This is a genomic window from Lysinibacillus sp. KCTC 33748, assembly GCF_002237755.1.
Classification (GTDB): Bacteria; Bacillota; Bacilli; order Bacillales_A; family Planococcaceae; genus Lysinibacillus.
The window spans coordinates 81,328-97,032 of the sequence record NZ_MWSJ01000006.1; the positions used below are offsets into that span (position 1 = coordinate 81,328).

The window sequence follows — 15,705 nt, forward strand, 5'->3', positions numbered from 1 at the left end:
CAAAGAACGCCACGTCCTGTGGCAATGACTGAGTGACCAACATCTCGTTGGCCTAAAGCCTCCGGCGGATGTCACGGAATCGGAAAGGAGTTCTTAGGGGATGCTAGCCTAAAAACATCGCATCCATGCGATAACGGCTAACTGACCTGCATCGGTAAAAACGCCACGTCCTGTGGCATTACCGAAATGACCGACATCGTGTCGGCCTTCGTGCAGGCCAAAGCACAAAGCCGATTCCAGACACAATTATGCCGAGGCATAATTGATAAAAAAATCCCTAGCGTCAATGCAACGACGCTAGGGATTTTTTATGATTAAAAGTGTATACCTGGTTTATCAGAAAGCTTGCAGCCTGTACCATACTTCGCTTTTAGAGCACCTTTAAAATTAGTTTGCTCAAGTTCAGGGAATGCTTGTTTCCAAAGTTCAAACACATTGTGACTTGAAGCAGTACCTTCTTTTGTTAGTCGAACAATATGGAAACCATATTCATCGTTGCATCGAGCTAATGGACGATTTACACGCACATTAATGATTCGACCGCTCGCTGTAACTTCATATAAGCCTTCGTAACCTGAAATGGCACGTTTTTCTTCAATAATCTCAGCTGTTTTTTCTACTTTTTCTTTCTTTTCTTTTTGTGCTTCTTTGACTTCGTTTTTTTCTACAGGCTTAGTAGCTTCTTTAACTTCTTCTTTTTCTACAGACGTAGCTACTTCTTTAACTTCCTCTGTCTCCACAGTCGTAGCCTCTTCGTTATTTTGAGGTGCAAGCTGTTCCATAATGACAAAATCCTTGTTAGAAGCTTTGTCGCTCATTGTAGCCATTATGTTCATAATAGAGCCTACATAACGCACTGGTTTATCTTTACCTTCTTCAAATACGAAAATATTATAATCGGTTTTATTCATTTTTTTCATAATAATATTTCCTGTTTTAGTAGTAAAACCGATAAATTTGTTCTTTTTAAGTGCTTGTATTGCTTGTTGCTTTGTTAAAATCATTTTTTAAATCTCCTAAAGAATCGTTTTTTCTATTCTACCATAAAATCAGCTTCTCTGTTTTTCTTAAATATTTGCTGTTTTATTATGGTGCTTAATAATTCTAAGAAAAACGTTTATCGACATAGTGTGGGGGTGATTTCCGTTCAGGCTGGGCGCTTTCGATGAGTCGCTTGGGGTAACCTTGCAAACTGTTTCGGTAGGTAATAGAATTGTCGGGTAATCAAGAAAACTGTTCCGAGCGTGTGGAACTGCTCGGGTAAGCGCTCTAATCATACCCACATAACCAAAAGGAGGATTTTATTATGGTTCAACATTTATTTAATATGAATTTAAAATGGTCGGAGGGGAGAAATGGGACTGGTACGATTGTTGCGGACAATCTTCATACGAAAATTTCTATTCCTCGAGAAATGAATGGACCAGGTGTTGGGACAAATCCTGATGAAATGCTGCTCGGAGCGGCAGCGACGTGCTATTTAATTACACTTGCTGCATTACTTGAAAATGCGAAGGTTGCTCTGTTGGATTTGACTATGCAAGCTGAAGGTTATGTAGATGTCACGAATGGTGTTTTTACTTATGAGCGAATCGTCCATAAGCCGAAAATTGTTGTACAAAATTTAACGGAGCGAGAACAAAAGAGAATTAATCGATTAGCGGAGAAGGCTGAACAAACATGTATGATTAGTAAGGCATTAAAAGGCAATGTTCACATTGCATGTGATGTACAAATTATACAAGGGTAACATTTGAACATATCCATTTATGGCAGGAGTTTTTCAAACTAGTTTTGAAAAAACTCCTTTTTTGAGGCATCCACAAAAGTTAGGAACGGAAATCAACCCATGTCATGGTGATGAACCCCTTTTTACCATTTTATTATGAAAATGCTTTATCAAAAGTAGTTCTATAAATGTCCCAAATGAATATATAAAGTTAAGTGCTAAAAAAATGCAAAGGATGATGTATTGCACGGGCAGTTAGCTCAGACTAAAACATTTTATAGTAAAATCGGAAAAAGAATTTTTGATATTGTGGGGGCACTCCTATTACTTTTCATAACCATTCCTCTTATGTTAGTAGTTTTCCTCATTCTACTCATTAGTACAGGTCGCCCTGTTTTTTTTAAACAAATCCGTACTGGACAGGAACATCAGCGCTTTATTATTTGGAAGCTGCGGACAATGACCATACAGGCAGTTCCGGTAAAAATGCCAAGATTGTGTGCTGACGGAATTCCAGATGATTTTTATTTTAAAACCGAACAGGATGCACGCATTACAAGGGTTGGGGCTGTTCTTCGGAAGTTAAGTATTGATGAAATTCCTCAGCTCATTAATGTCTTAAAAGGGGATATGAGTATTGTTGGACCACGGCCAGAAGTTCCAACCTTTACAAATGCTTATAACACTTTACAGGCACGACGTTTAGAAGTGAAGCCTGGTTTAACAGGGCTTGCTCAAATTAACGGCCGCTCTAATATTTCTCACGGACAAAAAATTTCATATGACCTAGAATACGTTGTTAAATATTCATTTTGGATGGATATAAAAATTATCATCAAAACACTTTTCGTAGTTTTAGCGAGAACAGGTGCTTATTAAATATTAAGGAGTGTTAGGTACTGAAAATCGTTCAGCTTATTACACGGATGGATAAGATTGGCGGAGCGCAAAAGCATGTGGAGGCTCTTGCCATAAAATTGAAGCAAGATGCTCACGAGGTAACAATTGTAACGGGCCATTATGATCCATCATTGTGGCGTTTTCAAGAAGAAAAAATTGATGTTATTAGTATTCCGGCGATGCAGCGGGAGATTCACTTAAAAAAGGATTTACAAACCTTTTGGCAATTAAGAACCGCATTTAAAAAAATAAAACCAGATATTATTGCAGCCCATTCATCAAAGGCAGGAGCAATTGGACGTGTAGTAGGTAGGCTTTTACATATTCCTACTGTTTTTACAGCCCATAGCTGGAGTTTTACCGAAGGCGTACCACATAAAAAAAAGATGGTGTATCGTCGAATGGAAAAATCAGTTCAGCCGTTAACAGCTAAAATTATTACGGTATCTGAATATGACCGCAAGTTAGCATTAACGAAAAAAATTGCTCCTGCTCATAAAATGCTGACGATTCATAATGGCATTGACCAAATAGAGAAGCAAGTAGCACCTAATAGAGAGAAGCAGGAGCATCCATTAATTGTGATGGTTGCTCGTTTTGAAGTGCCAAAAAGACAGGATTTATTGCTAGAGGCTTTAGCAGAGCTTTCTGATATACCTTGGCGCCTTCAATTAATAGGTGATGGCTCATTACGTCCTAATTTAGAACAATTTATTGCTACTAAAGGTTTAACGGATCGTGTCTCATTTTTGGGCAATCAATTAGATGTCACCTCTTTGCTTGAGGAAAGTCATTTATTTATTTTGCTATCAGATTGGGAGGGCTTACCGATCTCAATTATTGAAGCGATGCGAGCAGGGCTTCCGATTATTGCCACGAATGTAGGTGGCGTCAATGAGTTAGTTACTGATAATGAGAATGGATTTTTAATTAACCGAGATGATAAAGACCTATTAAAGAACAGGCTTAAACAACTGTTGATGGATAAGAACAGTCGTCAAAAAATGGGGGACGCAAGTGAACGTAGATTTTTAAGGGATTATACGTTTCTACCAATGTATCAGAAAACTCTATTTGTCTACGAACAAGCTGTATCAGAGTCCGTTAAGAAAGGTGATTAATTTGCAATTAATTCGCATTCGAACAGATGATGAGCTTATGTGGTACAAGGATATTTGGGATGGAATTTTAGAAGCGGAGGGCAATGATAATCCATTTATAGAATTTGCTTGGTTTTATAACTGGTGGCAAATTGTTGGGCGTAGAGAGCGCATTGAACTCTATGCTGTTGAAGAAAATGGTACAATCATTGCCTTTTTCCCCTTTACGGTTCGACTTCGATGGGGAGTACGAATTTATGCCTTTGCTGGAGAAAATATTGCAAATTACTCCGGTGTTGTAGCGGAAAAAGAATGGTTGTTTTCTGCTACAACCTTTGTATTTGATCAACTCATTGAAAAGTATAAACATCTACTATTTTCGTTTCATGGATTATTGGAAAGTAAAGACTCTACAAAGGTCATCGAGCAATATTTTGTTGAAAGGCAGTTACGCCCGAGTATTTTCCGTGTAGTAACACCGTATCTCGCCTTTCGCGATATAGATTTTCATACTTACTTCAATCAACGTAGAAAAATGCATGGTGTGGATAGAAGAGAACGGAAGCTACGGAAATTAGGCATATTAACGAGGAAAATACCTTCACAGGACGAGCTTTGGCAAATGTTTAAATTATTTAATCGACGATGGGCAAAAAAAATAGACACAAGTGATTTTACGAAAGGCAAGAAAAAGGATTTCTTCGAACAGTTAACGCTTCTTCAAGGGGAAGCGTTGCAAGCCAAGGTAGACGCACTTGTTTTTGAAGACCAATGGATTGCCTTCACCTATGGAGTTTGCTGTCGAGGACGTTATGTCACTTATGCACTTGCGCATGAGCCGACATTTAATATATTTGGGCCGGGTAGATTAGTGAATCAGGAAACGATCAAGCAAATCTATTCTGAAGACTATCGCTTGTTTGATATGAGTATTGGCTATGAGCCGTATAAGTTCGATTGGCGCTCAAATATTGATTTTACAAGGCGTATGCTCGTAAGTAGTGGAACGAAACGAGCAAAGCTATTGGCGGGTCGTTTTACGCTGAAGGAACGACTAAAGGAATTATTAAAAGGCAATCACCGTATTGTTGAATGGAAACGCAATACTCTAGGTCAATTACGTTACTTAGTAAAGTATGGAAAAGTGAAAGATTGGCTAGAATATGGACAACTATTCGTAGAAAAATTTATTCGTTTTAAGCAAGTGGATTTATATGAATTATCCCCATCAAATAGTGTGATACCACATCGGCCTGTAGGTGATTTGTTTGAGGAGTTGTCGATTCAGGAGGCGATGCAACTCGATGATGAGGAGATTATTTCTTTATTTTATAAGGGATACACTATTTATAAAGATTCTTTTGCAGCAACGAATAAGCCTGAGTTTGCGTTACATGCGGTGAACTGGCGTGTAGATGAATTGCAAATTGTTGAAGCATTGCCGAAGCAGACATATTTTTTAACCTATGATGTTTATAAAAATATCGATATTATCACAGCCTTTTTCCAAAAAATGAAACCTGCACAAACACTTTGGGTTACTGCAAGCTTTTGGCACTGGCGAAAGCGTAAACGATTATTGCAGCTAGGCTATAAACGTATTTCTCGAATGAAACATTTTAAATGTGCTCGTTATGAGCGAAATCATGTAGAAAAATACACAGAGAGTGGGGGCGATGTTCATTCTGTCCATTAAAAGTAAGCGATGGAATATCGCAATGCAGCATTTTTATTTTGTAGAAAAGCCAGCCAATGTTAGAAAATCAATGAAGGTCGTTGGCTATACAAATTCACTTGTACCAAGCCGTAAGCTTGTTAAAAGTGAAACGGTTCATATTCACCTGACAGATAGTGAGTTATCATTGTATCTTGCTCTTTCCGAAAGTAATCGAAAAATACTTCGTCGTGCACAAAAAGAGTCCTATCAAGTTTTTATTTATAAAGAACCATCAGATGAAAATTTACGAGCCTTTCAACAGTTTTATAATAATTTTGCGAAAAGGAAAAAACTCGAGCTCATAAGTAAGTCTCAAATGGAAGCTATTACGCTCTTAAAAGATAAAGGAGCGTTATGGTTGTCTGAGATTCGAAGTATTTGTGGACAAACACTTTGCTATAGACTCGATATTGTATACGGTAAAAAAGCAATGTCCTATTATGTAGCGACTTGTCATTCGCAATCGGTGCCAGATCATTTAAAAAGACCAGTTCGTTATGCAAATCGTTTTTTACTATGGCACAATTTATTGCATTTAAAGGAACAGGGCTTTAGCTTATATGATATGGGGAAGCTAACGGATGACCAAAATGTTCGTGCATTTAAGCAAGGCTTCGGTGGACAAGTCGTCGATGTATACTCTGGCTACATTACTCAATCAAAAATACGTGCAATGTTATTGGGCGTGCAAAAATGGAGGAAGTAGTAATTGAAGTGAATCGTGGAGGACTTGTTATATCATTGGATTTTGAGCTAAATTGGGGTGTCCACGATGTATTTAAGTACGGGCAATACAATAAAAATTTATATGGTGTGCGTGAGGCACTGCCTAAAATACTAGAGTTGTTTGAACAATATGGCATTCATGCGACTTGGGCCACGGTTGGTCTATTGTTTGCAGAAACGAAAGCAGAAATGGCTCACTACTTAAGAGGGATCCCTGTAAAATATACAAACAGGCATTATGCAGCACATACACAATTTGCAAAAGTAGGAGAAGATGAGCAGGATGACCTCTTACATTTCGGCAAATCCTTAATTGATAAAATTAAACATACACCACATCAAGAAATAGGAAGTCATACATTTTCACATTTTTACTGTTTAGAAAGTGGACAAACTGAAGCAGATTTTCGTGCAGATTTACACGCAACTGCAATGATTTCTGAAGAATATACCGCACCGGCGAAATCGATTGTTTTTCCGCGAAATCAAGTGAATGAAGCATATTTCCCAGCATGTCAGGAAGTAGGGTTTATATGCTATCGTGGAAATGAAAAACATCCGTTATACGACCCTCAAAAATTCACAAAAAAAGGTCGACTATTAGGGGCGAAAAAATGGCTGGATAGCTATGTGAATGTAACAGGAAATCATCTAGTAACACTAGAAGAAATGCAAAAGGATCCCTTTATTAACATTCGTTCAAGTGCATTTTTAAGACCTTATTGTAGCCCATTACGGTTTTTTGAAGGCTTCAAGATTAAACGTATAAAAGAGGGGATGCATGCAGCTGCAATGTCTCAAGCTTTTTATCATTTATGGTGGCACCCTCATAATTTTGGCAAGAACATAGAAAAAAATTTAGCAATGCTTGAGGAACTTTTACAGTACTATCAGGAATTACGTCATCAATATAACTTTCAAAGCTATACGATGCACGAGGTCGCAGAGCTTTGCCAATCTATATCCCGTAAAAGCCCGATCGGTGAAGACTAATAATCAGTGAGGTGAAAAACCCCCACTGTATAGAAGAAGGAGCAAACTAGAAAATGGCCTAGTTTGCTCTTTTTTATGTTCTAAGGGTAAATGGAGTGAGGAGAATTTTTCAAAATTAAGAGGAAAAATCCTGAACTTTGACGAAAATGTGTGTACTAATGGTACTATTAATGTTAAAGGTAATTCTCTAGGTATTTTTAAGGGGACGATAAATTAATGCAGGGCAATTGACTTTAATTTTGCTCATCACCTAAAAGATGGGGATGACATTTTGTTAGAACATATGTCATGTGGATAAGTTGATTTCAGTTCCGACTCGACGCCCCTAGGAAAGCGCCCTGTCGGAACTGAAATCAACCCCACGCTAAGATATAGAAAAATAGTATGAAGGGGTCGAAAACATGTTTATTCAACCAGAATGGCAGTATAAGCAAGAAAATGGTTCAGCTATGCATCAATGGATTAAACAAAAAGAAAATCCAGTTCCAAGTGATGTAGATATTATTTTGTACGGAGCTTTATTATCGTATAGTAGTAAACCATCCGAAAAAGCACTATATCCAACAGCATTTCGAAAGGCTTGGCCAAGCTTTCAATCTTATAATTTAGATGAGCAAGTAGATTTACGTTCGTTGGCAGTCGTTGATGTAGGCGATGTGGCTATCCATGAGACGGATAGAATGCTTTCAGAGTCAGCTCTTGAAGCTGCTGCAGAAAGCTTAAGTACTGCATATTCTAAAAGTTTCACCTGTCTTATAGGGGGAGATCATGCGATTACAGCTTGTTCCTTAAGAGGAATAAAGAATGCTTTTCCAAATGATCGCATAGGGATTATTCAAATTGATACGCATTTGGATGCCCGGAATCAGGAGGAAATTGGTTTAGCTATGGATTCTCCAATGCAGAAGCTTATTGCAGCAGGGATTGTAGAGGGAAAACATATTTATAATGTCGGGCTACACGGCTTTTTTAATTCCCCAGAAATGATTCACTATGCGAAAGAACAAGGAATTCATATGATTACGTTAAAGCAAATGCGTCGTGACGGCATTCAATTAACCATTCGCGAAATGCTCCGTCAGCTTATGTATGAGGTAGATCGCATTTATGTATCTGTCGATTTGGATGTGCTCGATATTACATTCGCCCCAGATGTACCTGCAGCAACACCAGGTGGATTAACGGCCTATGAATTATTCGATATTCTAAAGCTCATTGGAGAAAATGAAGGAGTCCGCCATATTGACTTTGTTTATGCGGATCCAAAAGAGGGGGACCTACGCCCAGAAACCGTAAAGATGGGCGTAACAGCATTTTTACAATGGTTAACAGGTATTCGACTGGATTACCGCAATCGAATTTCTAAAAGAGGCAACACCCTAATTAGATAGTTGGAAAATGAGACGTAGAATGATGGCTTGTATATATTTACAATGAAGTTTGATGATAGTTTGCTATAATAGAACAATGCTTAATATTAATATACTATGGCAGGCCTGTTGATTAGGGAATTATAGGTTTATTATTGATCGACAAAAGAATTTTTTTGTAGATACTTTGTTTATGATGCTCATTTTTTAACTGATTGTAGCGGAGGGCTACTCGACTCCCGCGGGAAAAGCGGGACAGACGAGACCCTGCACGGAGCGGATGTTTCCTGTGCGAAAGCGAAGCGACAGCAACAAAAGCGGAGGAAGCGGCTCGACGCTCGCCCGCAGGAAAGCGAGTAGCCCGTAGCGGAAATCAGGTTTTCTAATTAAGAGCGTGGATGCAAATGGTTAATCAACACACCTGAAATATTATAGATGAATACAATCATTGTATTGTTATAGAGAGGATTATTTATCATGACAACAAAACCAAAACTACTAATTGTTGATGGCATGGCGCTATTATTCCGTTCATTTTTTGCGTCTGCAGCGATGGGGCATTATATTCGCCTTGCGGATGGGACACCTTCGAATGGCGCTCAAGGATTTGTACGTCATGTTTTAACGGCACAATCTATTATGAAGCCGACCCATCTAGCTGTTTGTTGGGATATGGGGGCACATACATTCCGCAATGAATTATTTGATGGCTATAAGGCTAATCGACCATCACCACCAGAGGAAATGCTACCGCAATTTGATATGGCGAAAAATTTATCTCAACAAATCGGCTGGCAAAACTTCGGTGTGAAAGGGATGGAGGCAGATGATTTAATTGGCTCAATGATTACAAAATTTCAGGATGAGGCTGACATTACGGTAATTAGTGGAGACAAGGATTTACTGCAGCTTTTAAGACCATCAACGGAAATTGCTTTTACGAAAAAAGGCTACACAGAGTATGACGTTTATACGGATTCACGCTTTAAAGAGGAGTATGGCATCGAACCTATTCAATTTGCACAGGTCAAAGCTTTTATGGGAGATTCGAGTGACGGTTATCCTGGCGTAAAGGGAATTGGACCAAAGCAGGCACTTACGTTAATTCAAACGTATGGTTCTATCGAAAATGTTCTTACATCGATTGACGAATTAAAGCCTGGCCAACGTACGAAAATTAAAGAGAATGTAGATATGCTTAATTTGTCACATGAGCTTGCAACAATTCAAACAAACGTACCAATCGAGGCAGATTTAGCAAGCTTAGTATTACCTAATTACGAGCCGCAAATGTTCAAAGAAATAGAACAACGTGGCTACACATTAATCGCAAAGCAGGCGCGCTCGTTGTATTCACTTATTTAACTTATTTCAGCGGGTGTTCAAACATCCGCTGAAATAAAGGAACTCAGTCTAAGAACGCCACGTCCTGTGGCAACGACTGAGTGATCAACATCACGTTGGCCCAAAGCCTCCGGCGGATGTCACGGAAATCGAAAAGGAGTTCACATAGGATGTTAGCCTAAAATCATCGCATCCATGCGATAACGGCTAACTGACCTGCATCGTGCAGGCCTAAGCACAAAGCCGATTCCGGACGCAATTATGCCAAGGCATAATTGATTAACAAACATCAAGGTCATCAAAGCAGAGTATAGAAATATGCTCTGCTTTTTTATTGCTCTTCATCATAAGTTGGGGATGACATTTTGCTAATTCGTATATCATGTATAAGTTGATCTTCGTTACGACTGGGCGACTACTTGGGGATTAGCGATATAGAGGAACGAAGGCTAAAAGCATCACATCCTGTGATAACGCCTTCGTGACAAACAACAAATGTTTTATCTGTGCGAAAGCGTAGCGTCAGCAACAAAGCGCCCAGTCGGAGGAAATCAACCACACGTTATGGTGAAGAAACTATAATTTTTTGTAACCTTTTCCTAGCCTCAAACGAATTATAAGCAAATAAGTAAAAGGAGGGGAAAGATTGATTGATTCAAATAACTTGGAATCAAGAATCGTTGAAATCTACAATTTGTATTACTTAGACGTTTATAGATTTCTTGTTTGTTTTACAGGAAATCAAAATGATGCTGAGGATTTGACCCAGGAAGTATTCATTCGGGTATTAAAAGGTTTATCGAATTTTAACGGAAACTATCAGTTAAAAACATGGATTTTTTCAATCGCAAAACATGTGGCGATCGATCACTACAGAAAGAAACGATTTTCCTCACTATTTAAGGACGGTTTTTTTAATCAATTATCATCGAATGAAAAGAGGCCTGATGAGGAATTTGAGGTAACAGAATTAAAACGATTTATTCATGAAGCTATTGCTAAATTAAAACCAAAATACAGAGCTGTAGTCATACTTCGAGGTATTAATGAATTTTCCATTAACGAGACTTCGGAAATTCTTCAATGTAGTGCATCGAAAGTTAAAGTTGATTATCACAGAGCCCTAAAAGAGCTCGAAAGAAAACTGAATATTGAAATAGAGGGGGTATTGACAAATGCAAAATGAAAAAGACTTTTTTGATATGCTAAAAGAAATGTACCCTCAACATCCTAGAAAGGAGTTTGTTTCTGCAACTGAGAATACGCTTAGACAACGAGCACGTAGCATGGGTAAAAAAAGAATTTTAACAAAATTCTCCGTGATTACAGGTGGTGTTTTAGTTTGTGCATTTATTTTTTCATGGTTACTCTTCTTTAATGAAAATGGCAAAATTTCAGAGGTAATCCAAAGTGTTGGTGGGACTTCATCGTCTTCTGCAATGGACGAAAAAGAACCTGTAGTCTATATTTATCATTCACATAATATAGAATCATATATTCCAGAGATTCCTGCACAGCAGATGTATAGAGAGCAGGCGTACAGTGATACTAAAAATGTAACATTGGTAGGTAAAGAGTTAAGTAGAGCATTGAAGGGATTGCAGGTTCCATCAATTCATGATGAGACTGATATAGCTGGAATCTTAAAACAAAGAGGTTTACATTTTCCGGATTCATATAAAGTGTCACGGGAAAATTTACAAAAAGTCTTAGCTGAAAATGACAGTATTCGCATGGTTTTTGATATACATCGAGATTCTACAAAAAGACGGGACTCCACAATTGAAATTAAAGGCAAAGATTACGCAAGAATTAAATTGGAAGTATCAAAAACGAGTGGGAACTATGAAACGAATAAAAAATTTGCAACTCAGCTTCATGAACAACTAGAAAAATTATATCCGGGACTATCAATAGGTGTAGTAGAAAAAGGGGTCAATCCCCAAAACACCTATAATCAAGATCTTCACGATAATTCCGTATTATTAGAAGTTGGAAGTATAGAAAATACGCTGGAAGAAACGTATAGAACAATGGATGTTTTCGCACAAGTTCTAAAAGCTATTCTTGAAGAGTAAATAAGTGAAAAAACAGCGTGTCTAACATTGTAGGCACGCTGTCAGTTAGCTCGGTGTGATTTTGACAAAGCTCAATACTTTCTCATTATCTTTAAAAAGGGCCGTTCGAATTTTACTTTCACGATTAGCACCACCATTATCATGGAACATTAATAACAGCTCATCATTTCGTATTTCATAGCCAATCAGAGGTACCCAATGATACGCGAAGGCAGCCTTTTTATCTCCCCAATTCAGGCTAAAATAGCGGTCAAAGCGTATGGCGACAGGTCTCCCTGCATCGATTTCCTGCATAGCCTCCTTTAAAGTACAATCACGAATATCCCATGTCGGCCGGAGCCGCCGAAGATTGCGAATTAGACGCCACTTAAATAACCCAATTTTGGTGCCACCAAGAAGTTTATAAAGATCATTTACCGAAGGAGCTTGATCTTCCAAGTAGTTTAAAATTACATGTACAGTTGTAGGTCCACAAGCGGAATTACGATAGTTTGGTGAAATAGATGCATCATATTGTGATCTTCCGAGTAGCGACAATTGCTGGCGCATCATATTCTCCTTTCTAAAAAGAGCCGCATTTCAAAAAGAAATGCAGCTCCGTTTTTCAATTATTTTTGTTCAGATAAGAAATCTGTAACTTGCTGAGGTGTTTTAGCATTAGCACTATGTAAGTGTGCTAATTTTTCACCGTTTTGGAAAATTAGTAGGCTTGGAATACCCATTACATCATATTTGTCCGCAATTTCTGGAAGTTCATCACGGTTAAGTTCATACCAGTCAAATTGGTTGTACTCTTCGATAATTGGATCGATGAACATATTCATGCGTGTGCAATCTGGGCACCATCCAGCGTAAAATTTTACTAGCACTTTTTGGTCACTAGAGATTAGTTCATTAAATTGGTCAGCAGTTGTAATTGTTTTCATTTGTTATTTCACTCTCCTCGCTTTCCATTCTACACATTTTTAACGTATCCTGAAAGTTTTCTGTTTGGAATAATCGCTATCTGCTTATTGTCTTGTTTTCGCTCGTAAAAAACGAAAAAAGTTGTATATCGCAAAAATAATTGGAGAAAAAAGATTGCTAAATGAAACAAAATATTCTACACTGAAAACAGAAAAAGTAGTTTTATCTTCATTCGACGGAAAAATTTACCTCAAAAACTAAAATGGTAGTTGAACGAAGATAAGCCTTAGTTGTACGTCACAGATTAAATTTGAATAGAGCTAAACTAATTCAAATACTGGACAAAAATACACGAGGCAAACTTTGATATTTTTTTGGTCAAAAAATGAATGACTATTCATTCAATGGGAGAATAAGGGGGAATTGCTTGTGACTTACAACATTAAAAAAGCAGCTGTTCTAGGTTCTGGGGTAATGGGCTCTGGAATTGCAGCACATTTAGCAAACATCGGTATTCCAACATTATTATTAGACATTGCGCCGAAGGAACTAACAAAAGAGGAAGAAGCGAAGGGTCTTTCCTTAGAGCATCCTGCTGTGAGAAATCGTATCGTTAACGGAGCTCTGCAAAAGTTATTAAAGCAAAAACCAGCACCACTTACTTCTAAGAAAAATTTATCACTACTAACGGTTGGAAACTTTGAGGACGATTTAGAGAAATTAAAAGATGTAGATTGGGTTATTGAAGTTGTCGTTGAAAATTTAGCGATTAAACAAAGCCTATATGAAAAAATTGATGCTGTACGTAAGCCAGGCACAATTATTAGTTCAAACACATCGGGCATTAGTATCGATGCAATGGCAGAAGGGCGTTCAGAAGATTTTAAAAAGCATTTCTTAGGAACTCACTTCTTCAATCCGCCGCGTTATTTAAAATTACTTGAAGTCATTCCAGCAAACACAACAGCGCCAGAGGTTGTAAGCTTTATGAAAACATTTGGCGAAGATGTGCTTGGGAAAGGTGTCGTACTTGCTAAGGATACACCGAACTTCATTGCCAATCGTATCGGAACGTACGGTTTACTAATTACTTTACAAGAAATGATGAAGGGTAGCTATTCAGTTGGCGAGGTGGATTCTGTAACAGGTCCATTAATCGGCCGTCCAAAATCTGCAACCTTCCGAACGTTGGATGTTGTTGGTTTAGATACATTTATTCATGTAGCGAAAAACGTCTATGATCAAACAACTGGTGAAGAGCAGCAAGTATTTGCAGTACCAGACTTCCTACAGAAAATGGTCACAAACGGCTGGCTCGGAGCAAAATCAGGTCAAGGGTTCTTCTTAAAGCAAGGCAAAGAAATACTTGAAATTGATCCAAACACTTTAGAGTATAGCCCAGTTAAAAAGTTAAAAACTCCTTCTATTGAAATGGCAAAACAAACTCGTGGACTAGCAAATAAAGTGAAAGCATTAACTTATGCTAAGGATCGTACAGGAGAGTTATTATGGGGTATCTTCGCTCCGACGCTCATTTACTCTGCACAGTTACACGGTGAAATTGCTGATGATATTGTTGCCATTGATAATGCTATGAAATGGGGCTTCGGCTGGCAGCAAGGGCCATTTGAAATATGGGATGCAATCGGCGTCAAAGAGTCAGTAGCTAAAATGGAGGAAGAAGGTCGTGAGGTACCGGCATTCGTCAAAGATATGCTAGCAAGCGGCTTTGAAACTTTCTATTCCGACATGGACGGTGACCTAGCCTATTATAATGGCTCTGAATACGTAAAAGTGCCAGTGAATGAAAAGGAAATTAACTTAAAACGCTATAAGAAAAAGCACGGCGTTATTAAATCAAATACAGGTGCTAGTTTAATAGATATAGGTGATGGAATTGCATTACTTGAATTCCATTCCCAATCAAATGCAATTGGCTTAGATATTATCCAAATGATTAACTTTGCAATCGATGAAGTAGAAGCGAACTATAAAGGCTTAGTCATCGGTAACCAAGGGAAAAACTTCTGTGTTGGTGCAAATCTAGGAATGATTTTAGTAGAAGCACAGGATGATAATATTTTTGAACTAGATTTCGTTATTAAAGCATTCCAAGATGCGATGCAAAAGATTAAATACTCTCGCAAGCCTGTTGTAGCAGCGCCTTTTGCTATGACACTAGGTGGCGGAGCAGAGGTTTGCTTACCAGCTGCACATATTCAAGCAACAATGGAAACGTATATGGGCCTAGTTGAAGTTGGCGTAGGATTAATCCCTGGTGGAGGCGGTAATAAAGCACTTTACCAAAAATTCCTTAAAGGGTTACCAAATGGCGTGGAAGTAGACTATCAACATATTGCTAATAAAGTATTTGAATCGATTGCGATGGCAAAAGTTTCGACATCTGGTGAGGAAGCACGTGAAAATAATTTCTTAAACTTTGCTGATGGGATTTCTGTTAACCCAGATCACCAACTATATGATGCAAAACAAGCTGCACTAGCGCTTTATGAGGCAGGTTATTTACCACCTGTTCCTACGAAAGTTCCTGTAGTCGGCGCATCAGGATACGGTACGCTACTAATCGGTGCGCAAGGGATGCTTGAATCAGGCTATATTAGTGAACACGATTTAAAAATCGCTAAAAAATTAGCGTATGTCATTGCTGGTGGTAAAGTTCCATATGGCACATTAGTAGATGAACAATACCTATTAAACCTTGAGCGTGAGGCGTTCCTAAGCTTAGTGGCAGATCCGTTATCTCAACAAAGAATGCAGCACATGCTTTTAAAGGGAAAACCATTGCGTAACTAACTTTAAGACTGAATTCACTATACTTGCA

The 15,705-nt window shown here is 38.3% G+C and carries 14 protein-coding genes; 11 read left to right on the forward strand and 3 right to left on the reverse strand.

The window, feature by feature from the left end; all coding sequences use genetic code 11:
• Nucleotides 1-314 precede the first annotated feature (314 nt).
• Nucleotides 315-1,004 carry an NUMOD4 domain-containing protein gene (locus tag B1B04_RS10655; RefSeq protein WP_079561448.1) on the reverse strand — a complete coding sequence of 230 codons (690 nt, stop codon included), beginning with the start codon at nucleotides 1,002-1,004 and terminating at the stop codon, nucleotides 315-317.
• A gap of 302 nt (nucleotides 1,005-1,306) precedes the next feature.
• On the opposite strand from B1B04_RS10655, the gene B1B04_RS10660 reads away from it, so the two are divergent.
• The 10 genes from B1B04_RS10660 to spoIIP all read left to right on the forward strand — a co-directional run bounded on the left by B1B04_RS10660 (nucleotide 1,307) and on the right by spoIIP (nucleotide 11,957).
• On the forward strand, nucleotides 1,307-1,750 hold the full coding sequence (locus B1B04_RS10660) for an SACOL1771 family peroxiredoxin (RefSeq protein ID WP_079561449.1): 444 nt from the start codon (nucleotides 1,307-1,309) through the stop codon (nucleotides 1,748-1,750).
• A gap of 222 nt (nucleotides 1,751-1,972) precedes the next feature.
• The gene (locus tag B1B04_RS10665; RefSeq protein WP_079561450.1) at nucleotides 1,973-2,608 is read left to right on the forward strand and encodes a sugar transferase; all 636 of its coding nucleotides are present in this window, start codon (nucleotides 1,973-1,975) and stop codon (nucleotides 2,606-2,608) included.
• 47 nt (nucleotides 2,609-2,655) lie between these two features.
• Nucleotides 2,656-3,750: a glycosyltransferase family 4 protein gene (locus B1B04_RS10670; RefSeq protein WP_079561451.1), complete on the forward strand. Its 1,095-nt coding sequence runs from the start codon at nucleotides 2,656-2,658 to the stop codon at nucleotides 3,748-3,750.
• On the forward strand, nucleotides 3,743-5,425 hold the full coding sequence (locus B1B04_RS10675; protein ID WP_240518269.1) for a GNAT family N-acetyltransferase: 1,683 nt from the start codon (nucleotides 3,743-3,745) through the stop codon (nucleotides 5,423-5,425). Before B1B04_RS10670 ends, B1B04_RS10675 begins: the two co-directional genes overlap by 8 nt.
• Nucleotides 5,406-6,152 carry a hypothetical protein gene (locus tag B1B04_RS10680; protein ID WP_240518270.1) on the forward strand — a complete coding sequence of 249 codons (747 nt, stop codon included), beginning with the start codon at nucleotides 5,406-5,408 and terminating at the stop codon, nucleotides 6,150-6,152. The genes B1B04_RS10675 and B1B04_RS10680 overlap by 20 nt, the downstream gene beginning before the upstream one ends.
• Nucleotides 6,140-7,165 carry a polysaccharide deacetylase family protein gene (locus B1B04_RS10685; RefSeq protein ID WP_240518271.1) on the forward strand — a complete coding sequence of 342 codons (1,026 nt, stop codon included), beginning with the start codon at nucleotides 6,140-6,142 and terminating at the stop codon, nucleotides 7,163-7,165. The genes B1B04_RS10680 and B1B04_RS10685 overlap by 13 nt, the downstream gene beginning before the upstream one ends.
• A gap of 401 nt (nucleotides 7,166-7,566) precedes the next feature.
• On the forward strand, nucleotides 7,567-8,556 hold the full coding sequence (locus B1B04_RS10690) for an agmatinase family protein (protein WP_079561453.1): 990 nt from the start codon (nucleotides 7,567-7,569) through the stop codon (nucleotides 8,554-8,556).
• Nucleotides 8,557-9,012: 456 nt separating this feature from the next.
• A complete protein-coding gene (locus tag B1B04_RS10695) occupies nucleotides 9,013-9,900 on the forward strand; it encodes a 5'-3' exonuclease (protein WP_079561454.1) in 888 nt (295 codons plus the stop codon).
• Between the two features lie 625 nt (nucleotides 9,901-10,525).
• Nucleotides 10,526-11,065 carry an RNA polymerase sigma factor gene (locus tag B1B04_RS10700; RefSeq protein WP_079561455.1) on the forward strand — a complete coding sequence of 180 codons (540 nt, stop codon included), beginning with the start codon at nucleotides 10,526-10,528 and terminating at the stop codon, nucleotides 11,063-11,065.
• Complete coding sequence (gene spoIIP / locus B1B04_RS10705; RefSeq protein WP_079561456.1) at nucleotides 11,055-11,957, forward strand: stage II sporulation protein P; 903 nt, start codon at nucleotides 11,055-11,057, stop codon at nucleotides 11,955-11,957. The genes B1B04_RS10700 and spoIIP overlap by 11 nt, the downstream gene beginning before the upstream one ends.
• Nucleotides 11,958-12,002: 45 nt before the next feature.
• Here spoIIP and B1B04_RS10710 read toward each other — a convergent pair whose 3' ends face one another.
• Nucleotides 12,003-12,506, reverse strand: coding sequence for a C39 family peptidase (locus tag B1B04_RS10710; protein ID WP_079561457.1), 504 nt, complete (start codon nucleotides 12,504-12,506; stop codon nucleotides 12,003-12,005).
• 59 nt (nucleotides 12,507-12,565) lie between these two features.
• Nucleotides 12,566-12,883, reverse strand: a complete 318-nt coding sequence (locus B1B04_RS10715; RefSeq protein WP_079561458.1) for a thioredoxin family protein — start codon at nucleotides 12,881-12,883, stop codon at nucleotides 12,566-12,568.
• Between the two features lie 409 nt (nucleotides 12,884-13,292).
• Between B1B04_RS10715 and B1B04_RS10720 the strand changes: the two genes are divergently transcribed.
• Complete coding sequence (locus tag B1B04_RS10720) at nucleotides 13,293-15,677, forward strand: 3-hydroxyacyl-CoA dehydrogenase/enoyl-CoA hydratase family protein (RefSeq protein WP_079561459.1); 2,385 nt, start codon at nucleotides 13,293-13,295, stop codon at nucleotides 15,675-15,677.
• Nucleotides 15,678-15,705: the final 28 nt, after the last annotated feature.

Excerpts from the sequence above, each read along its gene's own strand:
- spoIIP (WP_079561456.1), top strand. The coding sequence starts at position 11,055 with ATGCAAAATGAAAAAGACTTTTTTGATATGCTAAAAGAAATGTACCCT.
- B1B04_RS10680 (WP_240518270.1), top strand. The coding sequence starts at position 5,406 with ATGTTCATTCTGTCCATTAAAAGTAAGCGATGGAATATCGCAATGCAG.
- B1B04_RS10695 (WP_079561454.1), top strand. The coding sequence starts at position 9,013 with ATGACAACAAAACCAAAACTACTAATTGTTGATGGCATGGCGCTATTA.
- B1B04_RS10660 (WP_079561449.1), top strand. The coding sequence starts at position 1,307 with ATGGTTCAACATTTATTTAATATGAATTTAAAATGGTCGGAGGGGAGA.
- B1B04_RS10715 (WP_079561458.1), bottom strand. The coding sequence starts at position 12,883 with ATGAAAACAATTACAACTGCTGACCAATTTAATGAACTAATCTCTAGT.
- B1B04_RS10670 (WP_079561451.1), top strand. The coding sequence starts at position 2,656 with ATGGATAAGATTGGCGGAGCGCAAAAGCATGTGGAGGCTCTTGCCATA.
- B1B04_RS10685 (WP_240518271.1), top strand. The coding sequence starts at position 6,140 with ATGGAGGAAGTAGTAATTGAAGTGAATCGTGGAGGACTTGTTATATCA.
- B1B04_RS10690 (WP_079561453.1), top strand. The coding sequence starts at position 7,567 with ATGTTTATTCAACCAGAATGGCAGTATAAGCAAGAAAATGGTTCAGCT.
- B1B04_RS10710 (WP_079561457.1), bottom strand. The coding sequence starts at position 12,506 with ATGCGCCAGCAATTGTCGCTACTCGGAAGATCACAATATGATGCATCT.
- B1B04_RS10655 (WP_079561448.1), bottom strand. The coding sequence starts at position 1,004 with ATGATTTTAACAAAGCAACAAGCAATACAAGCACTTAAAAAGAACAAA.